This window comes from Microbacterium sp. 1154 (assembly GCF_031455375.1).
Lineage (GTDB): Bacteria > Actinomycetota > Actinomycetes > Actinomycetales > Microbacteriaceae > Microbacterium.
In genome coordinates this window covers 19,446-41,063 of record NZ_JAVDSN010000001.1, presented here as the reverse complement: position 1 = coordinate 41,063, position 21,618 = coordinate 19,446, and the positions used below count along the sequence as shown (strand labels likewise).

General features: G+C 69.3%; 12 protein-coding genes. 10 read left to right on the top strand and 2 right to left on the bottom strand.

Annotated features, from left to right (window positions below):
• Positions 1 to 92 precede the first annotated feature (92 nt).
• Complete coding sequence (locus J2X55_RS00140; RefSeq protein WP_309821333.1) at positions 93 to 980, top strand: DUF808 domain-containing protein; 888 nt, start codon at positions 93 to 95, stop codon at positions 978 to 980.
• 72 nt (positions 981 to 1,052) lie between these two features.
• Here J2X55_RS00140 and J2X55_RS00135 read toward each other — a convergent pair whose 3' ends face one another.
• Entirely contained in the window at positions 1,053 to 1,616 is a 564-nt protein-coding gene (locus tag J2X55_RS00135) for a flavin reductase family protein (protein WP_309821331.1), read from the bottom strand.
• Positions 1,617 to 1,863: 247 nt separating this feature from the next.
• On the opposite strand from J2X55_RS00135, the gene J2X55_RS00130 reads away from it, so the two are divergent.
• From J2X55_RS00130 to J2X55_RS00090, 9 genes are all read left to right on the top strand, one after another.
• On the top strand, positions 1,864 to 2,847 hold the full coding sequence (locus J2X55_RS00130; protein ID WP_115917206.1) for an ABC transporter substrate-binding protein: 984 nt from the start codon (positions 1,864 to 1,866) through the stop codon (positions 2,845 to 2,847).
• 136 nt (positions 2,848 to 2,983) lie between these two features.
• Positions 2,984 to 4,594: a sugar ABC transporter ATP-binding protein gene (locus tag J2X55_RS00125; protein ID WP_309821330.1), complete on the top strand. Its 1,611-nt coding sequence runs from the start codon at positions 2,984 to 2,986 to the stop codon at positions 4,592 to 4,594.
• On the top strand, positions 4,591 to 5,634 hold the full coding sequence (locus J2X55_RS00120; RefSeq protein ID WP_115917210.1) for an ABC transporter permease: 1,044 nt from the start codon (positions 4,591 to 4,593) through the stop codon (positions 5,632 to 5,634). The genes J2X55_RS00125 and J2X55_RS00120 overlap by 4 nt, the downstream gene beginning before the upstream one ends.
• The gene (locus J2X55_RS00115) at positions 5,634 to 6,653 is read left to right on the top strand and encodes an ABC transporter permease subunit (RefSeq protein WP_115917212.1); all 1,020 of its coding nucleotides are present in this window, start codon (positions 5,634 to 5,636) and stop codon (positions 6,651 to 6,653) included. The genes J2X55_RS00120 and J2X55_RS00115 overlap by 1 nt, the downstream gene beginning before the upstream one ends.
• 68 nt (positions 6,654 to 6,721) lie before the next feature.
• Positions 6,722 to 8,266: a sugar ABC transporter ATP-binding protein gene (locus tag J2X55_RS00110; RefSeq protein ID WP_396653251.1), complete on the top strand. Its 1,545-nt coding sequence runs from the start codon at positions 6,722 to 6,724 to the stop codon at positions 8,264 to 8,266.
• On the top strand, positions 8,259 to 9,296 hold the full coding sequence (locus tag J2X55_RS00105) for a LacI family DNA-binding transcriptional regulator (RefSeq protein WP_210111272.1): 1,038 nt from the start codon (positions 8,259 to 8,261) through the stop codon (positions 9,294 to 9,296). The genes J2X55_RS00110 and J2X55_RS00105 overlap by 8 nt, the downstream gene beginning before the upstream one ends.
• Before the next feature lie 207 nt (positions 9,297 to 9,503).
• Positions 9,504 to 13,850, top strand: coding sequence for a family 43 glycosylhydrolase (locus J2X55_RS00100; protein ID WP_309821323.1), 4,347 nt, complete (start codon positions 9,504 to 9,506; stop codon positions 13,848 to 13,850).
• 205 nt (positions 13,851 to 14,055) lie between these two features.
• A complete protein-coding gene (locus tag J2X55_RS00095) occupies positions 14,056 to 18,228 on the top strand; it encodes a LamG-like jellyroll fold domain-containing protein (protein ID WP_309821321.1) in 4,173 nt (1,390 codons plus the stop codon).
• Between the two features lie 262 nt (positions 18,229 to 18,490).
• Positions 18,491 to 19,492 (top strand): LacI family DNA-binding transcriptional regulator, encoded by a 1,002-nt coding sequence (locus J2X55_RS00090; RefSeq protein ID WP_309821319.1) that lies wholly within the window; start codon positions 18,491 to 18,493, stop codon positions 19,490 to 19,492.
• 162 nt (positions 19,493 to 19,654) lie between these two features.
• On the opposite strand, the gene J2X55_RS00085 is transcribed toward J2X55_RS00090, so the two are convergent.
• On the bottom strand, positions 19,655 to 21,616 hold the full coding sequence (locus J2X55_RS00085) for a beta-L-arabinofuranosidase domain-containing protein (RefSeq protein WP_309821318.1): 1,962 nt from the start codon (positions 21,614 to 21,616) through the stop codon (positions 19,655 to 19,657).
• Between the last annotated feature and the right edge of the window lie 2 nt (positions 21,617 to 21,618).

The window sequence follows — 21,618 nt, the reverse complement described above, 5'->3', positions numbered from 1 at the left end:
CACGCCACCCCCGTCGAGGCGGCGCCCCGGCCCGATAGGGTCGTGCCTGCGGTGCGCGTGCGCCGTGCCCCTCGCACCCCCGGGAGAAGCGCATGTCGGTCGGTCTGCTCGCCGTCGTCGATGACATCCTCAGCGCCGCCATGCGCGCCAGCGCGAAGACCGCCGGGGTCGTGATCGACGACGCCGCCGTGACTCCGCAGTACGTGCAGGGGCTCACCCCCGCGCGCGAGCTGCCCGTGGTCTGGAAGATCGCGCTGGGCAGCATCATCAACAAGTACGTGATCATCATCCCGATCGCACTCCTGCTCACCGCGTTCGCGCCGTGGGTGCTGCCGTACCTGCTCATCATCGGCGGCGGCTTCCTCTGCTTCGAGGGTGCCGAGAAGGTGCTCGAATGGTTCGGCGTCAGTCACGGCGAGCACGGCGCCGACGAGCCGCGCGACGAGAAGAAGCTCGTCCTCGGTGCCGTCCGCACCGACCTCATCCTCAGCACCGAGATCATGCTCATCGCCCTGTCGAGCCTCGACCCCGACTTCGGCATCTGGATGACGCTGGGGGCCTTGCTCGTCATCGGCCTGGCCATGACGGTGGTCGTCTACGGCGCGGTCGCGCTGCTGGTGAAGATCGACGACATCGGTCTGCGGTTCATGAAGAGCCCGTCGCGCGGCGTCCGTCGTTTCGGTGCTCGGGTCGTGGCATCCATGCCCGCGGTCTTCCGCGTGATCAGCGTGATCGGCACCGTCGCGATGCTGTGGGTCGGTGGACACCTCGTGCTGCAGAACCTCGCCGAGACGCTGTGGTCAGGACCCTACGACGTGGTCCATCTCGTTACGCACGCGATCGAGGCCGCCGGTCCCGTGGTGGTGTGGATCGTCGAGACCGCGATGTCGGCTGTCTTCGGGCTGATCCTGGGGCTCATCATCGTGGGCGTCGTGACCGGCATCTCGCGACTGACGCGACGCGGCGCAGCCGCGCACTGACGCTCACCCGCGGGCGGTCCAGCAGCCCCCGCACAGTTCCATTCCCGCCGCCGTACGCGCCGCCCGGCGCGGTCAGTCGTCGAGGCGCGAGTGCTCGCCGAGGCGGTGCCACGCGCGGTTGTGGTAGACCAGCGCCGCACCCGGCTCGCCCGGCTCGAGGTCGCGCTCGACGTCGACCTGCAGGGCCTGAGCGGCGATGACGGTGGAGCCGCCGGCATCCATTCGGCTGACGACCTTGCACCGTAGCCACGCGCGCACGCCGTGGTAGACGGGCTCGCCGGTGGCCAGGCGCGACCAGGTGGAGGTGTCGGCGAAGCGGTCGAGGCCGCTGGTGGCTCCCGCGCGGGCGAGAGCGATGTCTTCGGCGTCGAGCAGGTGCACCACGATCGTGTCGGCGGTGACGATGGTCGGCGTCGCCGACGACAGCGCGGACACCGAGAAGATCAGCAGGGGCGGGTCGGCGCTCACCGACGACACCGACGAGGCGGTGAGCGCGACGGGGCCGTTCTCGCCGTACGCGGTGATGACGGCGATGCCGCCGGGGTGGCCGCGGAACGCCCTCTTGAAGTCGTCCGCCGAGACCGAGGTGCCGATGGCGGGGGTGCTCTCGGGGGTGCCGTGCGGAAGCGAAGTCATGTCTACGACGGTAGGCGCTTCCGGGCCGGACGGGTCCGCGGGGTGCAACACGACGAAACGCTGACAGCGATCACGCCGGGCGATCCGCCGGCAGTGTGAGGCTTCACATTTATCAATCCGTGATTTTCTGAGGCGTGAAATTGCTTGACACATCTCGACCTGTGAGCGCTAACATTCACACACGGCTCACCCGAGGGGCTGCATCACATGACCGGCATCGGAGCCGGCGAAACGAGGAGGTTTCATCATGAAGGCGAACAAGATCATCGCGGGCATCGCGCTCGTGGGCGCGATCGCGTTCACGGCGACCGGCTGTGCCGGTGCGGGCGGCGGCGGAAACGCCGGTGGCGGCAGCGGAGACAAGATCACGGTCGGCTTCGCCCAGACCGGCTCCGAGAGCGGATGGCGCAGCGCCAACACCGAGTCGATGAAAGAGGCGTTCAGTGAGGCCAACGGCTTCAACCTCGTCTTCAACGCGGCCGACAACAAGCCCGAGGCGCAGATCGCCGCCGTCCGCAGCTTCATCAACCAGGGTGTCGACGCCATCGTTCTCGCCCCCATCGTGAGCGACGGCTGGGACGACGTCCTGAAGGAGGCGAAGGATGCCAACATCCCGGTGATCCTCGAAGACCGCACGGTCTCGGCATCCGACGACCTCTACGCGAGCTGGATCGGCCTCGACTTCAAGCAGGAGGGCGAGACCGCGGGCAAGTGGGCCGCGGAGAACTTCGGCTCGACGCCGACCAACCTCGTCGTGCTCGAGGGCACCACGGGTTCCTCGGCCGCCACCGACCGCGCCACCGGCTTCAACGAGGCAATCAAGGGCACCGACATCAAGGTGCTCGACTCGCAGACCGGTAACTTCACCCGCGCCGACGGCAAGACCGTCATGGAGGGCTTCCTCCAGAAGTACGGCTCGCAGATCAACCTGCTCTTCGCCCACAACGACGACATGGGCCTCGGCGCCCTCGAGGCGATCAAGGCCGCGGGCCTCAAGCCCGGCACCGACATCAAGATCGTCACCATCGACGCGGTGAAGGACGGCATGACCGCCCTCTCCAACGGCGAGTTCAACTACATCGTCGAGTGCAACCCGCTCCTCGGTGAGAAGACCGCCGAGGTCGTCAAGAAGGTCGTCGCCGGCGAGTCCGTCGACAAGAGCTACATCGTCGAGGACCAGGCGTTCGACCAGGAGCAGGCCAAGAAGGTCCTGGACAGCCGCCCCTACTGATCCGCAGGGATCCGTCGTCGACTCCCCTCGACGACACCCCGTCCGATCGCCCCGGCATGGACGGAACATCCTCCCCGGCGTGCGGGGTCGGTACCCACCGGCCCCGCACGCTCCCGATCCGAGAAAGCGATCGACAATGACATTCGAACGGGTCGCCGTGCAGACAGCCGAACGGGCAGCCGTGGTCGCGATGCGCGGCATCAGCATCCAGTTCCCCGGGGTGAAGGCGCTCGACGGCGTGGACTTCACCCTCTACGCCGGTGAGGTGCACTCCCTCATGGGAGAGAACGGCGCCGGCAAGTCCACCCTGATCAAAGCCCTGACCGGCGTCTACGGCATCGACGAGGGCGTCATCCGCGTCGACGGCGCAGAGCGCCAGTTCCGCGCCACCGCCGATGCCCAGGCCGCGGGCATCGCCACCGTCTACCAAGAGGTCAACCTCTGCCAGAACCTCACCGTCGGTGAGAACGTCATGCTCGGCAACGAGATCCGACGCGCCGGCATGGTCGACTGGAAGGCCACGCACGCCGCGGCCGCCACCTACCTCGCCGAGCTGGGCGTGCACATCGACACCCGGTCGATCCTCGCCAGCCACTCGATCGCCATCCAGCAGTTGGTCGCCATCAGCCGCGCGATGGTCGTCGACACCAAGGTGCTCGTCCTCGACGAGCCCACCTCGAGCCTTGACCGCGGCGAGGTCGAACAGCTCTTCGGCGTCATCCGCGATCTGCGCGACCGCGGCGTGGCCATCCTGTTCGTCTCGCACTTCCTCGACCAGATCTACGAGATCTCCGACCGCCTCACGGTGCTGCGCAACGGCACCCTGGTGGGCGAGTACCCCGTCGCCGAACTCGGCCGCGAGCAGCTCGTGGCGAAGATGATCGGTCGCGAGCTGGGGGAGTTGGATGCCATCTCCGCCAGCGCCGAGCGCCCGATCGACCGCAGCGGCACCCCCGTGCTGCGCACTCTGTCGCTGGGACGCAAGAACGCCCTCGAGCCGGTCGACCTCGACGTCTACGCGGGCGAGGTCGTGGGTCTGGCAGGCCTCCTCGGTTCCGGGCGCACCGAACTGGCTCGCCTGATCGCCGGCGCCGACCGGCCCGACGACGGGACCGTGCAAGTGTCCGGCTCGGGCGCGCGCACCGGGTCGCCCCGTCACGCTCTCGACCGCGGCATCGCGTTCTCGTCGGAGGACCGCCGTGCCGAGGGCATCGTGGGAGACCTGACCGTCGCCGAGAACATCGTGCTGGGCATCCAGGCCCGCCGCGGAGCGCTCCGCAAGATCAGCGCGGCCGAGAAGCAGGCCGTCGTCGAGGAGTACATCACCGCTCTCGGTGTGCGCCCCGCCGACCCGAACGCGCTGATCCGGAACCTCTCGGGCGGTAACCAGCAGAAGGTCCTGCTGGCGCGGTGGCTCGCCACCGCTCCCGAGCTGCTCATCCTCGACGAGCCCACCCGCGGCATCGACGTCGGCGCCAAGGCCGACATCCAGCGCAAGGTCGCCGAGCTCGCCGAGAAGGGCCTCGCGGTCATCTTCATCTCGTCCGAACTCGAAGAGGTGCTGCGTCTCGCCCAGCGCGTGGCGGTCCTTCGCGACCGTCGTAAGATCGGCGAACTGGCCACCCGCGACGTCGACCTCGACGCCCTGGTGGCCTACATCGCCGAGGGACAACCCGAGTCGGCATCCGCCGCACCGTCGCCCACCGCACCCGAGACACTGTCGTCCGATCGGGAGAAGATCGCATGAAGAAATTCCTCACCCACCGCCTCGTGTGGCCGATCGCGGCACTGCTCGCGCTCATCGCCATCAATACGATCTCGCGGCCGTCCTTCCTCAGCATCACCATGCAGAACGGTCAGTTCTACGGGTCGCTCATCGACATCCTGCGCAACAGCGCGCCGCTCATGCTCGTCGCCCTCGGCATGACCCTGGTCATCGCCACCCGCGGCATCGACCTCTCGGTCGGCGCGATCATGGCCGTCTCGGGGGCCGTCGCCCTCACCGTCATCGAGGCATCGCCCGACCCCGGCAACCTCGGGGTGGTCTTCACCGCGATCGCCGCGGCCGTCGGCGTCGCCCTGCTCCTCGGAGTCTGGAACGGGTTCCTCGTGTCGGTCCTCGGCATCCAACCGATCATCGCCACGCTGGTGCTCATGCTCGCCGGCCGCGGTGTGGCGCTGCTGATCACGGGCGGCTTTATCACCACGATCAACAGCGATCCCTACAAGTTCATCGCCGGCGGGTACGTCCTGGGGCTGCCGTTCGCGTTCTTCGTCGCGATCTTCGCGGTGATCGTCGTCGGTGTCCTGGAGCGTCGCACGGCTCTCGGCATGCTGACCGAGGCCGTGGGCATCAACCCCGAGGCCAGCCGCCTCGCGGGGGTGCGCTCGCGCGGCATCATCTGGGGCGCCTACATTGCCAGCGGCGCCCTCGCGGGGATCGCCGGCATCCTGTACAGCTCGAACATCATGGCCGCCGACGCCAACGCCGCCGGTCTCTACATCGAACTGGATGCCATCCTCGCGGTCGTTCTGGGCGGCACCTCGCTCGCGGGGGGAAAGTTCAGCCTCGCCGGAACCGTCGTGGGCGTCTTCACGATCCAGACGCTCAAGAGCACGATCACCTTCCTGGGGGTTCCGCCCGCGGTCAGCCCCGTGTTCATGGCCGCGGCCGTGCTGATCGTGGTGCTCCTGCAGTCGCGACGCTTCCGCGCGTACTTCCACACGGCGGGGCGCAACGCGCTTCGCCCGATCACCCGACGTCCTGACGCAAAGGTGCTGTCCTGATGGCCACTCTCACCGAAGAACGACGCTCGACGTCGTCGTCCGCGGTCTCGTACCGCCGTTTCCTCAGCCGTCACATCTCGTGGGTGCCCGTCTTCGCCGCGGTCATCATCCTGGTCGTGATGATCGCCGGGGCCATGTGGTACTTCCCGAACTTCCAGTTGAACCGCATCATGTCGTCGATCCTGCTCGACAACGCGTACCTGCTCGTGCTCGCGGTGGGTATGACCTTCGTCATCCTGACCGGGGGTATCGACCTCTCGGTCGGGGCCGTGATGGCCTTCACCGGCATCCTGTGCGCGAAGATGCTCGGCGACGGGGTTCCGGTGGCCGTGGCCATCCCCACGATGGTGCTCATCGGTGCGGCGATCGGACTGCTGATCGGTGTGCTGGTGCAGTTCTTCGACGTGCAGCCGTTCATCGCCTCGCTCATCGGCATGTTCCTCGCCCGCGGCCTGGCCTTCGTCGTCAGCCTCGAGTCGATCAAGGTCGACAACGAGGGGCTGCTGTGGCTGCAGTCGACGCGCTTCTCGTTCGCCGGCTGGTACATCACCCCGACGGGCATCATCGCGCTTCTGACGGTGGCGCTGGCCGCCTTCGTCCTCCGCTACACGCGCTTCGGCCGGACGGTCTACGCGGTCGGCGGCAACGAGCAGTCGGCTCGCCTGATGGGTCTGCCCGTCGTCCGCGCGAAGCTGTCGGTCTACGTCATCAGCGGAGTGTGCGCGGGTCTCGCCGGCATCGTCCTGACCGCCTACTCCGGCGCCGGGTACCCGTTGAACGGTGTGGGTACCGAGCTCGACACCATCGCCGCGGTCGTCATCGGCGGCACCCTGCTCACCGGAGGCAGCGGTTTCGTCATCGGCTCGATGATCGGCGTCTTCGTCTACGGCCTCATCCGAACGATCATCTCCTTCTCGGGAGCCGAACAGTCCTGGACGCGCATCACCGTCGGTGCCCTGCTCCTGCTGTTCGTGGTCGTGCAGCGGGTCATCGTGTCGCGCTCCGCGCTCAGCCGCTGACATTCGGCCGCGGGCCCGCGGAACACGCTGCCGCGCGGTGTTAGCGCTCTCGCTCCGACGCGGGCATGATGGACCCCATGCCCGACGCCGTCGCCCCGCCCCTCCTCGAGGTGCGCGGGGCGTCGGTGCGTTTCGGCGTCGAGTCGGCGCTCTCGGGCGTCGACTTCCGGCTGCGGGCCGGCGAGGTCCACTCGCTCATGGGCGAGAACGGTGCCGGCAAGTCCACGCTGATCAAGGCGATCACCGGAGCCCTCCGCCTCGACAGCGGCGAAATCCTCGTCGAGGGCGCGCCCGTCCGGCTGTCGTCCCCCGCCGAGGCGCAGGCGGCCGGCATCTCGACGGTGTACCAGGAGATCGACCTCCTCCCCAACCTCACGGTGGCCGAGAACATCTCCCTCGGCCGCGAGCCCCGCAAGTGGGGCATGATCGACCACGCCGAGATGCGTCGTCGGGCCACCTCCGCCCTGGCGTCTCTGGGTGTCGAGGTGGATCCCGCCTCGATCCTGTCGTCGCATCCGCTCGCGATCCAGCAACTCGTCGCGATCGCTCGCGCGGTCTCGGTCGACGTCAAGGTGCTCGTCCTCGACGAGCCGACCTCGAGCCTCGACGCCGACGAGGTCGCGGAACTCTTCCGGGTCATCCGCGAGCTGAAAGAAACCGGCATCGCGGTCGTGTTCGTGTCGCATTTCCTCGACCAGGTGTACGAGATCTGCGACCGCGTCACGGTCCTGCGCGGTGGTTTCCTCGTCGGCGAGTACGCGACCCAGGAGCTGCTGCGCATCGATCTCGTCGAGAAGATGCTCGGCGCCGCTGCGGGCGTTCTCGCCCCTCTCGGCCAGCGGACCGTCGATGAGAGCGAGGGCCCCGCCGTCGTCAGCGCGCGTGGCCTGACCGCCGGTCCGCGTCTGCGCGACGCCGATCTCGACCTCGCCGAGGGTGAGGTGATCGGGGTCGCCGGCCTCCTCGGCTCCGGACGCAGCGAGCTCGCCCGGGCCTTGACCGGCGTCGACCGGCCGGGCTCGGGGGAGGTGTTCGTCGACGGTGACCCCGTGCGGTTCGGTTCGCCGCGCGAGGCCATGAGCCGCCGTATCGCCTATTCGTCCGAGAACCGACGGACCGAGGGCGTCATCGGCGACCTCAGCGTGCTCGACAACATCAGCCTCGCTCTGCAGGCCCAGCGCGGCGTCCTGCGTCGCATGAGCACGGCGCGCCGCCGCGAGCTCGCGACCAGCTGGGTCGAGGCGCTGCACATCCGACCCGCCGACATCGACCGCCCCGTCTCGACGCTGTCGGGCGGCAACCAGCAGAAGGTGCTGCTCGCGCGCCTGCTCGCCCTCTCTCCCCGCGTGATCGTCCTCGACGAACCGACGCGCGGTATCGACGTGGGTGCCAAGGCCGAGATCCAGCGGCTCGTCGGCGAACTGTCCGACAACGGACTGTCGATCATCTACATCTCGGCCGAACTCGACGAGGTCCTTCGTGTGGCGCATCTGGTGGCGGTCATGCGCGACGGAGTCCTCGCGCAGATCGTCCCCGCCGTCGACCTCACCCCCGACGCCCTCCTGGCTCTCGTGGCCAAGCCCGAGAGTCCCGGTGAGGCGGCCCATGGCTGACGACAAAGCGGCGCGCACGGCGAACATCTTCGATGTGGCCCGCCTGGCGGGCGTCTCGCATCAGACGGTCTCGCGCGTGCTCAACAACATGCCCAACGTGCGCCCGGCCACTCGCGCACGGGTCGAGCAGGCGATCGCGCAGCTGCGGTACAGTCCGTCGCCGGCCGCCCGCGCGCTCGTCACGCGCCGCACTCGCACGATCGGCCTCGTCACCCCGGGCAGCGTCGACTACGGCCCCTCGTCGATCGCGATGAACTTCAACTTCGCCGCCCGGGCGGCCCGGTACAACGTCGACGCCATCAGCTCTCCGCAGGGCGACGCCGTGGCGGTGCGAGCGGCCATCGACGGTCTGTTGAAGCAGCGAGTGGATGCCATCGTGCTCATCGTGGTCGACACCGAGGTGCTGGCATCCGTGCAGGCTCTCGATCTCGACATCCCGGTCGTGGCGTCGGCGACGACCAGCCGACCGCACCCGCGGCTCGTGGCAATCGACCAGTACCGCGCGGCCCGCAGCGCCGTGCGGCACCTGCGCGAGGCCGGATACGGTCCGATCCGCCACATCGCCGGCCCCGCCCGCAACCCCGACGCCGTCGAGCGCATCCGCGGATGGCGCGAGGAGCTCGCGTCTTCGCGCAGCGAGTCGACCGCGCTCGTGCACGGGGACTGGTCGGCGGAGAGCGGGTACCGCATCGCGAGCGAGGCGGACATCGCCCCGGGGGAGGGCATCTTCGTCGCCAACGATCACATGGCGATCGGTGTGCTCTCGGCCCTGCGCGAGCGCGGTCTGCGGGTCCCCGAAGACGTCGGGGTCGTCGGGATCGACGACGTCCCGGAGGCGGCTTTCCTCTACCCGTCGCTGACGACCGTCCGTCAGGACTTCGCGGCACTCGGGGAGATCCTCATGCAGAAGGTGCTGCTCGCGGTCGAGGAGCCCGACACGGTGAGCGAGAGCACCCCTCTCCCGACGCGTCTCGTCGTTCGTGACTCGGCGCCCGCCGAGCGGCCCACCGGTTCGCGGCGCTCCCGCTGAGGCCACCGGTACGGTCGTCTCGCCTTCCTGTCGGTCGGGGGCGGCGCCCGGCCGCGAAACGCGATGTGATGACACCGCTCCCACGGTCGGTGGAGTAGCTGTTGACGTAACCATCCTGGTCATCGTGGTGTGTGAGCGCTAACATGCAAGGGACCGTCGATGACGACGGTTCCTGCAATGACGCACCCACGAGAGGACCCCACCCCCGTGACCCCATACGACCGTTCGGCGCCCCCGCGCCGCCGTTCCCGCTGGACGATCGCCGTCCCTGTCATCGCCGCCCTCGTCGCGGCACCCCTCACCGCCCCCGTGATCGCCGGCGCCGTGGCCGCGGACGCGGGTCTCGTCGCCGCCTACCCGCTCGACGAGACCTCCGGGACCGTCGCGCGCGACACCTCCGGCAACGGCCGCGACGCCGTTTTCGAGGGCGGGCCGACGCTGACGGGTACCGATGGTGTGCGCCTCGACGGCAATGACGACGACATCAAGCTGCCGAACGACATCCTGAAGGGGCTCGATTCCCTCACGGTCAGTACCGACGTGATCGTGCGCCCCGAGCAGAGCGGCAACTACTTCATCTGGGGTCTGGGCAACACCACGGACTGGTACGGCAACGGCTACCTCTTCGCGACGGGCAACCCGGCGCGCACCGGCATCGCCCTCGGCAACTGGAGCACCGAGCAGAAGGCCGAGGGCACCGCCGCCCTCGAGCGCGGCGTCTGGAAGAAGCTGACCTACACGCTCGATGCGGGGTCGAAGACGTCGCGCATGTACATCGACGGCGTTCAGATCGCCGAGAACACCGACACCACCTCGCTCCCGAGCATGATCGGCGGCGGGACCACGACCGCGAACTACCTCGGTCGTTCCAACTACACCCCCGACAAGCGCCTGGCCGGAAGCCTCCGCGACTTCCGCATCTACGACCGCGCCCTCTCGGCCACCGAGGTCAAAGCCCTCGTGAAGACGCCCGAAGACGGCGCCGCCGTGCAGTCGGCGCTCAGTGCGCTGACCGTGACGAACGTCGACGACGTCCGCGGCAACCTCACCCTCCCCGGTTCATCGCAGGGGCTTCCGGTCACCTGGACGACCTCGGACGCGAAGATCGTGACCGCCGACGGAGTCGTCACGCGGCCGTCGGCCGACGCGACCGTGACCCTCACGGCATCCGTCACCAAGAACGCCGTCACGCAGACGCGCGACTTCTCGGCGACGGTTCGCAAGGCGGCGCAGATCGGTCCCTTCGAGGGCTACACCTTCGCTTACTTCACCGGCAACTCCGTCGCGGGCGAGAACATCTACTTCGCCGCGAGCAACGGCAACAACGCCCTGTCGTGGGTGGAGCTGAACAACGGACAACCCACCCTCACCTCGACGTTCGGCGAGAAGGGGCTGCGCGACCCGTTCCTCATCCGTTCTCCCGAGGGTGACACGTTCTATCTGATCGCCACCGACCTGTCGATCGGACGCGACGGCAACTGGGACCGCTCGCAGCGCACGGGGTCGAAGTACCTCGAGGTGTGGGAGTCGCATGACCTCGTCACCTGGAGTGCCCAGCGTCACGTCAAGGTCTCGCCGGATACGGCGGGGAACACCTGGGCGCCCGAGGCGTACTGGGACGAGTCCCTCGGCGAGTACGTCGTCTTCTGGGCGTCGAAGCTCTACCCCGAGAACGACCCGAACCACACCTCGAACGTCGCCAACAGCATGCTGTACGCCACCACGCGCGACTTCGTCACCTTCAGCGACACGAAGGTCTGGCAGGGCGGCATGTCACGCATCGACTCCACCGTGATCAAGGCGGACGGCGTCTATCAGCGCTTCACCAAGGACGAGGGCGCCGGCACCACCGGGTGCAGCGACATCATCCAGGAGAGCTCGCCCGTCCTGACGGCCCCGCTCGACCAGTGGAAGCTCGTCACCTCCTGCATCGGCAAGAACGCCGGTACGCAGGCGGTCGAGGGCCCGAGCATCTTCAAGTCCAACCCGGGCGACGTCAACGGCGACAAGTACTACCTGTTCGTCGACGAGTACGGCGGACGCGGCTACATCCCGCTCGCGACCACCGACATCGCCAACCCCGACTGGAAGGTCCCGGCCTCGTACCGTCTGCCCGGCAGCCCCCGCCATGGAACGGTCATGCCCGTCACGCAGGCCGAGCTCTCGGCGCTCCGCGCGAATCTCCCGCAGCCGCTCGCGGCGAACGAGAAGGGCGAGCTCCTGCGCTACGACTTCACCGACGGCTCGGGTTCGACGCTGCACGACCGCTCCGGCGCCGGGCGCGACGCGCAGATCAAGGGGAACGCCGCCTGGGGGGACAACGCCCTGACCTTCGACGGTACCGACGACTACGTCGACCTGCCCGACAACGTGCTCGCGGGGACCGCCGACATCACGGTCCAGGCCGAGATGCGCGTCGACGCGGCGCAGAAGAACCCGTACTTCCTGTACGCCTTCGGCAACACCGCCCAGGACGGCACCGGCAACGGGTACCTCTTCGCGACGGGGAACAACCAGTTCCGCGGAGCGCTCACGACGGGCAACTGGTCGGGGGAGCAGAACGCGCAGTCCGCGTCGGCGCTGCCGCGCGACCGCTGGGTGAACGTCACCTACACCCTCAGCGGATCTACGGCGCGCCTTTACCTCGATGGCCAGCAGGTCGCCGAGAACACGAACGTCACGGTGCGCCCGGGCGACATCGGCGGCGGCCGCACGCTCGCCAACTACATCGGCAAGTCGGTCTACAACGCCGACAATCTGCTTCGTGGCCAGGTGCGTGAGTTCGCCCTCTACAACCGTGCGCTCTCGGGCAGCGAGATCGTCGCGCAGTCGGGCAACGGGTCGATCCTCGGATCGGTGAGCCTGCAGGACGCGAGTGCCCTGAAGGTCGCCCCCATGGTCGACGCCGCCTCCCGCACGGTGACCTTCCCGGTCACCCCGGGCACCGACCTGACGAAGCTGCGTCCGACCTTCGCCACCGCGGCGGGCACGACGGCCACTCCGGCGTCGGGCACGCTCCGCGACCTCAGCGCTCCGGTGACCGTGACGCTGAAGACGCCCGGCCAGGACGACACGGTGTGGACGCTCCGGGCCGTGGAGATGAAGAGTCCGGTGCTGCCGGGCCTGTACGCCGACCCGAACATCGCGGTGTTCGGCGACACGTACTACATCTACGCCACCACCGACGGCACCCCCGGCTGGGGCGGCAACACCTTCTACGTCTGGACGTCCAAGAACCTCGTGGATTGGACGCGGTCGGACAAGCCGTTCCTCACCCTCGACGGCGCTCAGGGCAATGTGCCCTGGGCCACGGGGAACGCCTGGGCCCCGACGATCATCGAGAAGGGTGGGAAGTACTACTTCTACTTCAGCGGTCACGAGCCGAACGCCAATCGCAAGATGATCGGCGTCGCGGTCGCCGACAGTCCCGAGGGGCCGTTCACCGCTGAGGCGCAGCCGATGATCACCAACGGCGAGAGCGTCAACAGTGGCCAGGCGATCGACCCCGCGGCCTTCCGCGACCCGCAGACGGGCAAGTACTACCTGTTCTGGGGCAACGGTCGGCCGGTCTACGGCGAGCTGTCCGACGACATGACGAGCATCAAGGCCGGCACGATCAAGCCGATCACCGGTCTGCCCGACTTCCGTGAGGGGCTCTTCATGAACTTCCGCGACGGCACATATCACCTGACGTATTCGATCGACGACACCGGATCGCCCGACTACCGCGTCGGCTATGCCACGTCGACGAGCATCGACGGACCGTGGACCTACCGCGGCATCCTGCTGCAGAAAGATCCCTCGCAGGGGATCCTCGGGCCGGCGCACAGCTCGATCATCAACGTGCCCGGAACCGACGAGTGGTACATCGCCTATCACCGCTTCGCCATCCCCGGCGGCGGTGGGACCAACCGCGAGACGACGATCGATCGGGTCCAGATCGGGGCCGACGGGCTCTTCCAGACCGTGACGCCGACGCTCACCAGCGTCGCGCCGCGCGAGGTGCCCACCGAGACGAACCCGGAGCCGAGCCCCTCGCCGTCTCCGAGCGACTCGCCCACCGGCAGTCCGTCGCCCTCGCCGAGCGACTCGCCCAGCACGAGCCCGGCGCCGAGCTCGCCAGCGACCGGGGTGCCCACGGCGCAGCCGACGTCGGCGCCCACGGGGCCCACGGCCACGGTGTCGGCATCGACCGTGGAGCGTGGCGGGACTGTCCGGGTGAGCGTCACGGGTCTGAAGGCCGGTGAGCAGATCACCGCCGAGCTGCACAGCACGCCGATCCGCATCGCCGGCATCCCGGTCGCCGACGCGGCAGGCCGGGTCGGCTTCGACGTCCGCATCCCCGCCGACATCGAGGCGGGCGCGCACACGATCGTGGTATTCGCGGCCGACGGCTCGGTCATCCAGCGCGTGCCCATCACGGTCGTGCCGAAGGGGCAGCTCGCCGCGACCGGCGCGCAGGGTCCGCTCGGGGGAGCGCTGCTCGCGGCGTTCCTGCTGGTCGGGGGAGCGGCGGTCTGGGTGATGCGTCGACCGCGTCGGACGGTGTCCTGACCGGCGGGGAGAAGTGAGGGAGGGGCCTGGATGCCACGGCATCCGGGCCCCTTTTGCCTGCCGTCGTCGCGAGGGTATGAAGTGCGGTGGGGGAGCTCGAGATTTCGTGTTCACCCATTGACCGAACGCTTTTCACCCGTCTACAGTGTCATCGAACCGGTTCGATGACGAACGCCCCCCCGCTCGACGACGAGAGAAGAGTTCCATGAGGTCGACTCGACGGCGCGCCGCCCGCGCCCCCATCGCCACCGTCACCGCAGGGCTGGCCGTCGCCGCCCTCGCCATCGGCTCGCCGGCCCATCCGCCGCAGGCCGAGGCCGCCTCAGCCGCCGACCCCGGCAGTCACGTCATCCTCGACTACGACTTCGACGACGCGGCATCCGTCACCGCGACGGTGAAGGACGAATCCGGCTCGGGCCGCGACGGCGTGCTCGCCAACCCGGAGTCGGCTCAGCTGGTCGACGGCCCGTCGGGCGGGAAAGCCCTGCACCTCTCGGGCGGCGCGGCGGGCTCGAGCACCTCGCCCTACATCACGGTCCCCGCGGGGCTCTTCCAGGGGCTGACCTCCACGACCATCTCGTCGTGGGTCAAGTGGGACGGCGGCGACGCCTTCCAGTGGCTTTACAGCCTGGGCAAGGACAAGGACAGCGCGGCGTTCTATACACCGCGCTTCCAGGGCGACGACAAGGCACGCTCCAACGTCAAGCCCACCGCCCAGGGCGAGGTCGGCGCGTCGGGAGCCTCGGCCCTGCCCGCCGGTGAATGGCACCTCATCACCACGACGATCGACGCCGGCACGCTGGTGTACTACCTCGACGGGCTCGAGGTCAGCCGGACGTCCGTCGGCGCCGACGTATCCACCGCCCTGTTCGGTTCGTCCTCTCCCAACTCGGGGTACATCGGGCAACCCTTCTGGACGGGGGTGCACCCCTTCTTCGCCGGTGCCATCGACGACTTCCAGGTATACGACACCGCGCTCACCGCCGGGCAGGTGCGCGATCTCGCCGGCGACGCAGCGCCGAAGGTCACGTCCGTCGTGCAGACCAGCGTCGAGGTGCAGACCGACGTGGGTTCGGCCCCGAACCTCCCGGGCGTGAAGGCCCAGTTCGACGACGGGCAGCAGCGCCTCGCTCCCGTCACGTGGGCCGACGTCCCGGCATCCGCCTACGCTCAGCGCGGCGTCTTCACCGTCACCGGAACCGTGGACGGGACCGACACCGCCGTCACCGCAACCGTACGCGTGACGACGCCCGGCGAATTCTCGATCGACGTCGGCGACCGCACCGGGGCGTTCATGGGCGGTGCGTCCGGAACGCTCTACGGGCTCTACGGCCCCGGCCTGCCCTCGAACAATCTCATCGACGGCATCCAACTGCGCACCGTCTCGACCAAGGCGCAAGACGGGCCGCAGCACCCGGGTGCCGACGCCCTCGAGGTGGTCAAGCCGCTCGCCGACTCGTCGAACGGCGACGTCTACATCTACATGACCGACATCAACCGGGGCTTCCCTTACGAGGTACCCGGCAACAGCGGTGAAGAGAAGGAGGCGTGGTACTTCGACGCGATGGCGAAGCAGGTCGATCAGGTGCTGCAGCTGCCCGCCGAGTACCAGAAGCGCATCGTCTTCGTGCCCTTCAACGAGCCGGAGGGCAACATGTACGGCAACGGCGGAGAGTCGTTCTGGGGTCAGAGCTGGCTCGACAACCCCGACCGCTTCTTCAGCGCGTGGGACCGCGCTTACCGGATGATCAAGGGCAAGATGCCCGACGCGCGCATCGGCGGCCCGAACACGAGCGTGCTCTTCGACCAGGACTACGCCTTCCTCCAGCACGCCGTCGCCAACGACACCGTGCCCCAGGCCTTCACCTGGCACGAGCTCAGCAACCCCGCCACGATCCGTGACTCCGTCGCGAAATACCGTGGCTGGGAGGACGAGCTCTTCGCGGGGACGACGTGGGCAGGACAGCACCTGCCGATCAATGTCAACGAGTACGCCTTCAACTACCACACGTCGGTTCCGGCCCAGATGATCCAGTGGATCTCGGCCATCGAGGACTCGAAGATCGACGCCGACATCGCCTACTGGAACATCGATGGCAACCTCAGTGACTCGGCGGTGCAGTCCAACCGCGGTAACGGTCAGTGGTGGCTGCTCAACGCCTACGGCAACATGACCGGTGACACGGTGACGGTGCACCCCCCGAAGCCCGGCGAGAGCTACACGCTCCAGGGCGTGGCGACGGTGGACGACGCGAACAAGAAGGTCCACGCCCTGCTGGGCGGGAGTTCGGGCAACCAGAGCGTGTACGTCGACCGCCTGCCCGACTACCTGTCCGGAACGGCACACGTGCAGGTGCGCGACATCCGCTGGACCGGTCAGATCGGCGACTCCGGCGAGCCGCAGACGGTCGCCGAGTTCGACGCCCCCGTGTCGAACGGGTCGCTGTCCCTCGAGTTCGGGCAGGGGAACCTGCCGCAGCTGGGCACCGACTCGGCGTACGAGATCATCGTCACCCCCGGGCAGAACGCGTCGAGCCCGGCGCAGTCGCCCGTGAGCTGGCGGGGTGTGTACGAGGCCGAGAACGCGCGGTTCAGCGGCGCGACCCCCGAGATCAACGGACCGGAGGGGACGCCGAGCAACGTGGGCGGCTTCTACACCTCGGGCACGAAGAACGTCGGCGGGATCCGCGGTGGATCCGACCTCAAGATCACCTTCGACGTCGATGTGCCCGAGGCCGGCTCGTACGACCTGAGCGTGCTGGCCAGCGCCTTCAACAAGGACCCGCTGAACGAGGCGCAGGGCCCGGTCAACATGTTCGTGACCGTGAACGGCGCCGCCGAGCAGGAGATCTCCGCCGAGCTCGGGTACAAGTGGGTCGTCTGGAACCACACCGACACGAAAGTCGATCTCCAAGCGGGCGCGAACACGATCACCCTCGCGGCGAAGAGCCTCGACGGATCGAAGCAGACCGTCGGGACGGCGATCATCGACAAGATCGACCTGACGAAGGCCAACCCGGCCTATACCCCCATCTACGAGGCCGAGAACGCCGTGCTGCACGGCACCACGGCCGCCTACGACCGGGCGGGTGTGTCGGGTTCGGGCTATGTACCGGTCTCGGCCGACCAGTCGGCGACGTTCTGGGTCTACAACAAGGACGACTCCGAAAAGGCGCTCGAGGTGAAGACCCTCGGCGGCGGCACGGCGACCGTGCGCGTCAACGGCGTCGACCTCGGGCAGGTCTCCGACTCCGCGACGATCCCCGCGTTCCTCGTGGGCGGCATCAACAAGGTCGAGGTCGTGGGCGGCAGCGGCACGGTCCTGGTCGACCGCGTGGCGGTCGCGGCATCCGAGAACCTCCTCGCCTCGCAGACGATCGAGGCCGAATCGGGCGCGATCGCGGGATCCGCGAAGACCGAGAGCCTCTCGCTCGCGAGCGGCGGCGAAGCGGTCGTCGGCGTCGGCGGGGCGCCCGGCAACGGCAACACCCTGACGAACACCGTCACGGTCGCCGAGGCGGGCACCTACGCGATGACCCTGCGCTACTCGAACGAGGAGCAGTCGCCCGCCTCGCACTACAACCCCGACCCGGTGGCGCGTCGCGCCGACATCTCGGTCAACGGGGGACCGGTGCAGAAGGTGCTGTTCCCGCAGAGCTACAACGCCAACCAGTTCTGGGACCTGACCGTCGAGGTGCAGCTGAAGGCGGGCGAGAACACCGTGCGCTTCTCCTCCGAGGAACAGCCCGACTTCAACGGCACGAGCTACATCTCCGAGCGTTACCCGACCCTCGGGCTGCGCTCCCAGTGGGCGCCCAACCTGGATCGGCTCACCTTCACCGCTCTCCGGCCCACGGCTGCGGCGGAGGCGGCGATCTCCGCCGGCCGAGCGTCGGTCGAGCAGGGGGGAACAGTCACGGCGTCGGGGACCGGCTTCGCGCCCGGTGAGACGGTGCGGTTCTCGCTCCACTCCGACCCGATCGCGCTCGGAGAGGCGACGGCGGATGCCACGGGCGCGGTGACCGCGACTCTGACGGTGCCCGCGGCGGCTCCGGTCGGCGATCACCTGCTCGTCGCCGAGGGCGCTGACTCGCAGCGCACGGCCTCGACGGCGCTCGCGGTCGTCGCGGCCGCGGACGGTGGCGGCACCACGCCGGGCGCCGGGTCTGGCGGCGCGAGCAGCGGTGGCTCGGCATCCGGTACCGGCTCGACATCCGGCGCCGGCGGCGCGGGGGCACGTGCGGCCGGCTCCTCGGCGAGTGCGCTGGCCACCACCGGCGGGACCTTCGCGGGCTTCGGTGTGCTGCTCGGCGGCGCGGCGGCTCTCGCGGCGGGTGCCGCGCTCATTGCGCGCCGCCGGGAGCGGTTCAGCGCCTGACGGCTAAGTCACGGTGATGCCCCGGGGTCTGACCGCCCCGGGGCATCGCGCCGTCGGCGTGCGCGCCGGCGTCCGTGCCGCGTCCAGCCGGCGGGCCCACGGTGCGTGGGACGCCATTGCGTCATCGACTCGGCGGCCGCGTGTACCGCCTGAGCGGACAGCGATGAGAAGATAACGCGAGCCCGACATCCCCTCGCGGGTGCGCCGCCACCGGCCGCGCCCGACGGGTCCCGCCGGGTTCGCGAGGAGGAGGGGGCCGACGATGGCGACCATCGGTGACGTAGCCAAGGCGGCGGGGGTGTCCCGCAGCACCGTGTCGTACGCCTTGTCCGGCAACCGCCCCATCTCCCGCGAGACGCGGGACCGCATCGACGCCGCCATCACCGAGCTCGGCTTCACCGTGAACGCCGGGGCCCGCGCTCTCGCGACGTCGCAGACCATGGTGCTCGGCCTGCTCCTGCAGTTCCACGACGACGAGTTCCCCCCGGCGATGCTGCAGTACATCCTGGCCGTCTCCGACGCCGCCCGCGAGCTCGGCTACGACATCCTCATGGTCACCGACACCGACGGTCCGGGCGCCATCCGCCGCATCACGTCGTCTAACAGGGTCGACGGTGTCGTCCTGCTCGACGTCACTCACGACGACCCGCGCCTGGATGCGCTGCGCGCGGCGCGGCAGCCCGGGGCCCTCGTGGGGCTTCCCGGCGACACCGCGGGCCTCGACGTGTTCGACCTCGACTTCGAAGCGTCGGCGCGGCTACTCGTCGATCACCTTCACGGGCTCGGCCACCGCGAGATCGTGCTCGTCTCGCCTCCGCGTCACGTGTTCGAGCGTGGGGGCGCCTACGCGTGGCGGTTCCGCGACGCCGCCGTCGAACGGGCGTCGGGGTATGGCATCCGCGTCCACTGCCATCACGGCGAGTCGCAGCAGCCCGCGATCGAACGGAGTCTGAACGCCATCCTCGATGAGCGGCGAGAGGCGACGGCGCTCATCGTGCACAACGACGCGTCCATTGCGGCCCTCCCGGGGGTGCTGCGCGAGCGAGGCACCGTCGTGCCGCGAGACCTGTCGGTCGTCAGCCTGTACTCGCGGGACTTCGGACGTACGTTCCTCCTGCCGTACACCGCCGTGGAGACCTCCCCCGACGGTCTGGGCCGCGAGGCCGTGCAACACCTGGTGCGACGCATCGCGGAACCCGACTACGCACCGTCGGTCGTCGGTCTCATCGAGCCGAAGCTGTCGGACCGCGGCAGCACCGCGTAAGGAGCGACCGCGCAGGGCGAGGGATGCCGTGTCCCGGCGGCCGCGCAGGCGTGATGCTCTCCGCTCGCGGGGTTCGGATCACGGCGACGGATGCCGTCCCCCGGGCGTGACGCACGCGTCCCTGTCCGTCGACCGTTCGCGCAAGACAGGGAGGCGCGCGGCCTACGCTTCGGTTCCGGAGAGCGAGCCCGCGTCGAGGGACGTGTCCGTAGCGAGGGGCACGAAGACGCGCATCTGCGACGGACCGCGCTCGGCCCAGCGGTGGTACGGGACGAACGTCACGTCCACGGAGCGCGCGACGCGTCCGGCGCGCGCGCTCGGCCCGTAGGGCAAGACGGAGGTGCCGGTCGCGGGCTCGACGATCACGGCGTGCGCCCGGGCTCCGTCGGCGAGCGGTCGCGGCGGCAGCGGCAGCAGCCGGACGTCCTCGAGCGCGGCGGGATCGGGCAGATCGCGGGACTCCACGCACAGCACGAGCGGACCGCGTTCGAGCGCTACCGTACCCCGCAGGGCGTCGATACGCGGATCGGGGAAGACCAGCCGCGGTCGTTGCGGCAACGTCAGGGTCACCACGTCACCGGCTGCGACGGTGTGCACATCGAACCATCCCGGAGAGACGGCGCGCGCGGGCCGTCCCGCCGTCTCGACGGTGGCGCCGTCGGCCCACTCGGGGATGCGCAGCCGCAGCCGGGAGGCCCCGGCGCCGACCTCCTTGACGACGATCGTCACGCGGGCGTCGTCGGGGTACTCCGTCTCGACGTGCAGACGCCAGCCGCCGGTGGAGACGTCTCCGGCCGCGTACTGCAGAAGCAGGAGCCCGTCGTCGTCGGTGGCGACCATGTACGCCGCGAGCGAGGCCAGCGTGCGCGCCACGTTCGTCGGGCAGCACGACACCTCGAACCACGGGGCGCGCACCCCGCCTTCGGCGCGGGTGTTCACGCCGTCTTCCGCGGGAGCGCCCGCCTCACGCTGGTGCAGGGGGTTGGCGTAGAAGAAGGCGCGACCGTCGGCGCTCGGTGAGGTGGCGACGACGTTGAAGAGCGTGCGTTCGATGAGATCCGGATAGCGCACGTCCCCGGTCGACAGGAACAGCCGCCACGCGAACATGATCGAGGCGACTCCCGCGCACGTCTCGCAGTAGGCGCGGTCCGCGGGCAGCTCCCAATCGTCGCCGAAGCCTTCGTCCTGGTGGCGCGAGCCCATCCCGCCCGTGAGGTACGTGCGGCGGGCGACGGTGTTCTCCCACTGCTGTTCCAGGGTCGCGAAGAGGTCGTCGTCGTCGGTGTCGACGGCGACGTCGACGGCCCCGGCCGACAGGTAGAGGGCCCGGACGGCGTGGCCGCGGAGCACGTCGGCATCGCGCACCGGGACATCGTCCTGGAAGTACTCGGCCGACAGCAGGGGTGGCACGGGGAGGGTGCCCTGCCCACGGCGAGAGACGAACAGTCGGGCTTGGTCGAGATAGCGGCGCTCGCCGAACGCGCGTCCCGCTTCGGCGAGGGCCACCTCGATCTCGGCGTGGCCGCAGACGCCGTCCCGGGCCCCCTCGCCGAACTCCGCGCAGATGTGGTCGGCGGCGCGTCGCGCGACGTGGACGAGGAGGTCGTCGGGGTGTCCGGTTCGCCAGCGTGCGACGGCCGCCTGCAGCAGATGTCCCATGTTGTAGAGCTCGTGCCCCATCGACAGGTCGCTGTAGCGCGGCGCCTGTCCCGCGTGGCCGAAGGCGGTACCGAGATAGCCGTCGTCGTCCTGCGCGCGAGCGACACGGTCGACGAGCGCGGCGAAGTCGCTCTCGAGCGCCTCGTCGGGGGAGCGCCCGAGTTCCCACGCCATCCCCTCGAGGAGCTTGTACACCTCGGAGTCCGAGAACACCCACCCGGTGCGCTCGTCCAGCGCGGCACCGGCGGCGACCCGGTCGAAGTTCGACAGCCAGCCCAGCTGCTCCATCCACTCGCGGCAGTGCGCGAAGGTGGCGGAGGTGTTGACCTCCTGTCGGCGACCCCAGAACCCTCGCGGGTCCAGGCGGAGGGCGCCGACGTCGACGCCGCGCACCCGGGAGGACGCGGGGACGACGGGGACGGCTTCGAGGCGCGTGCCCGCGGCGTACGGTCGTTCGAGAACCATGC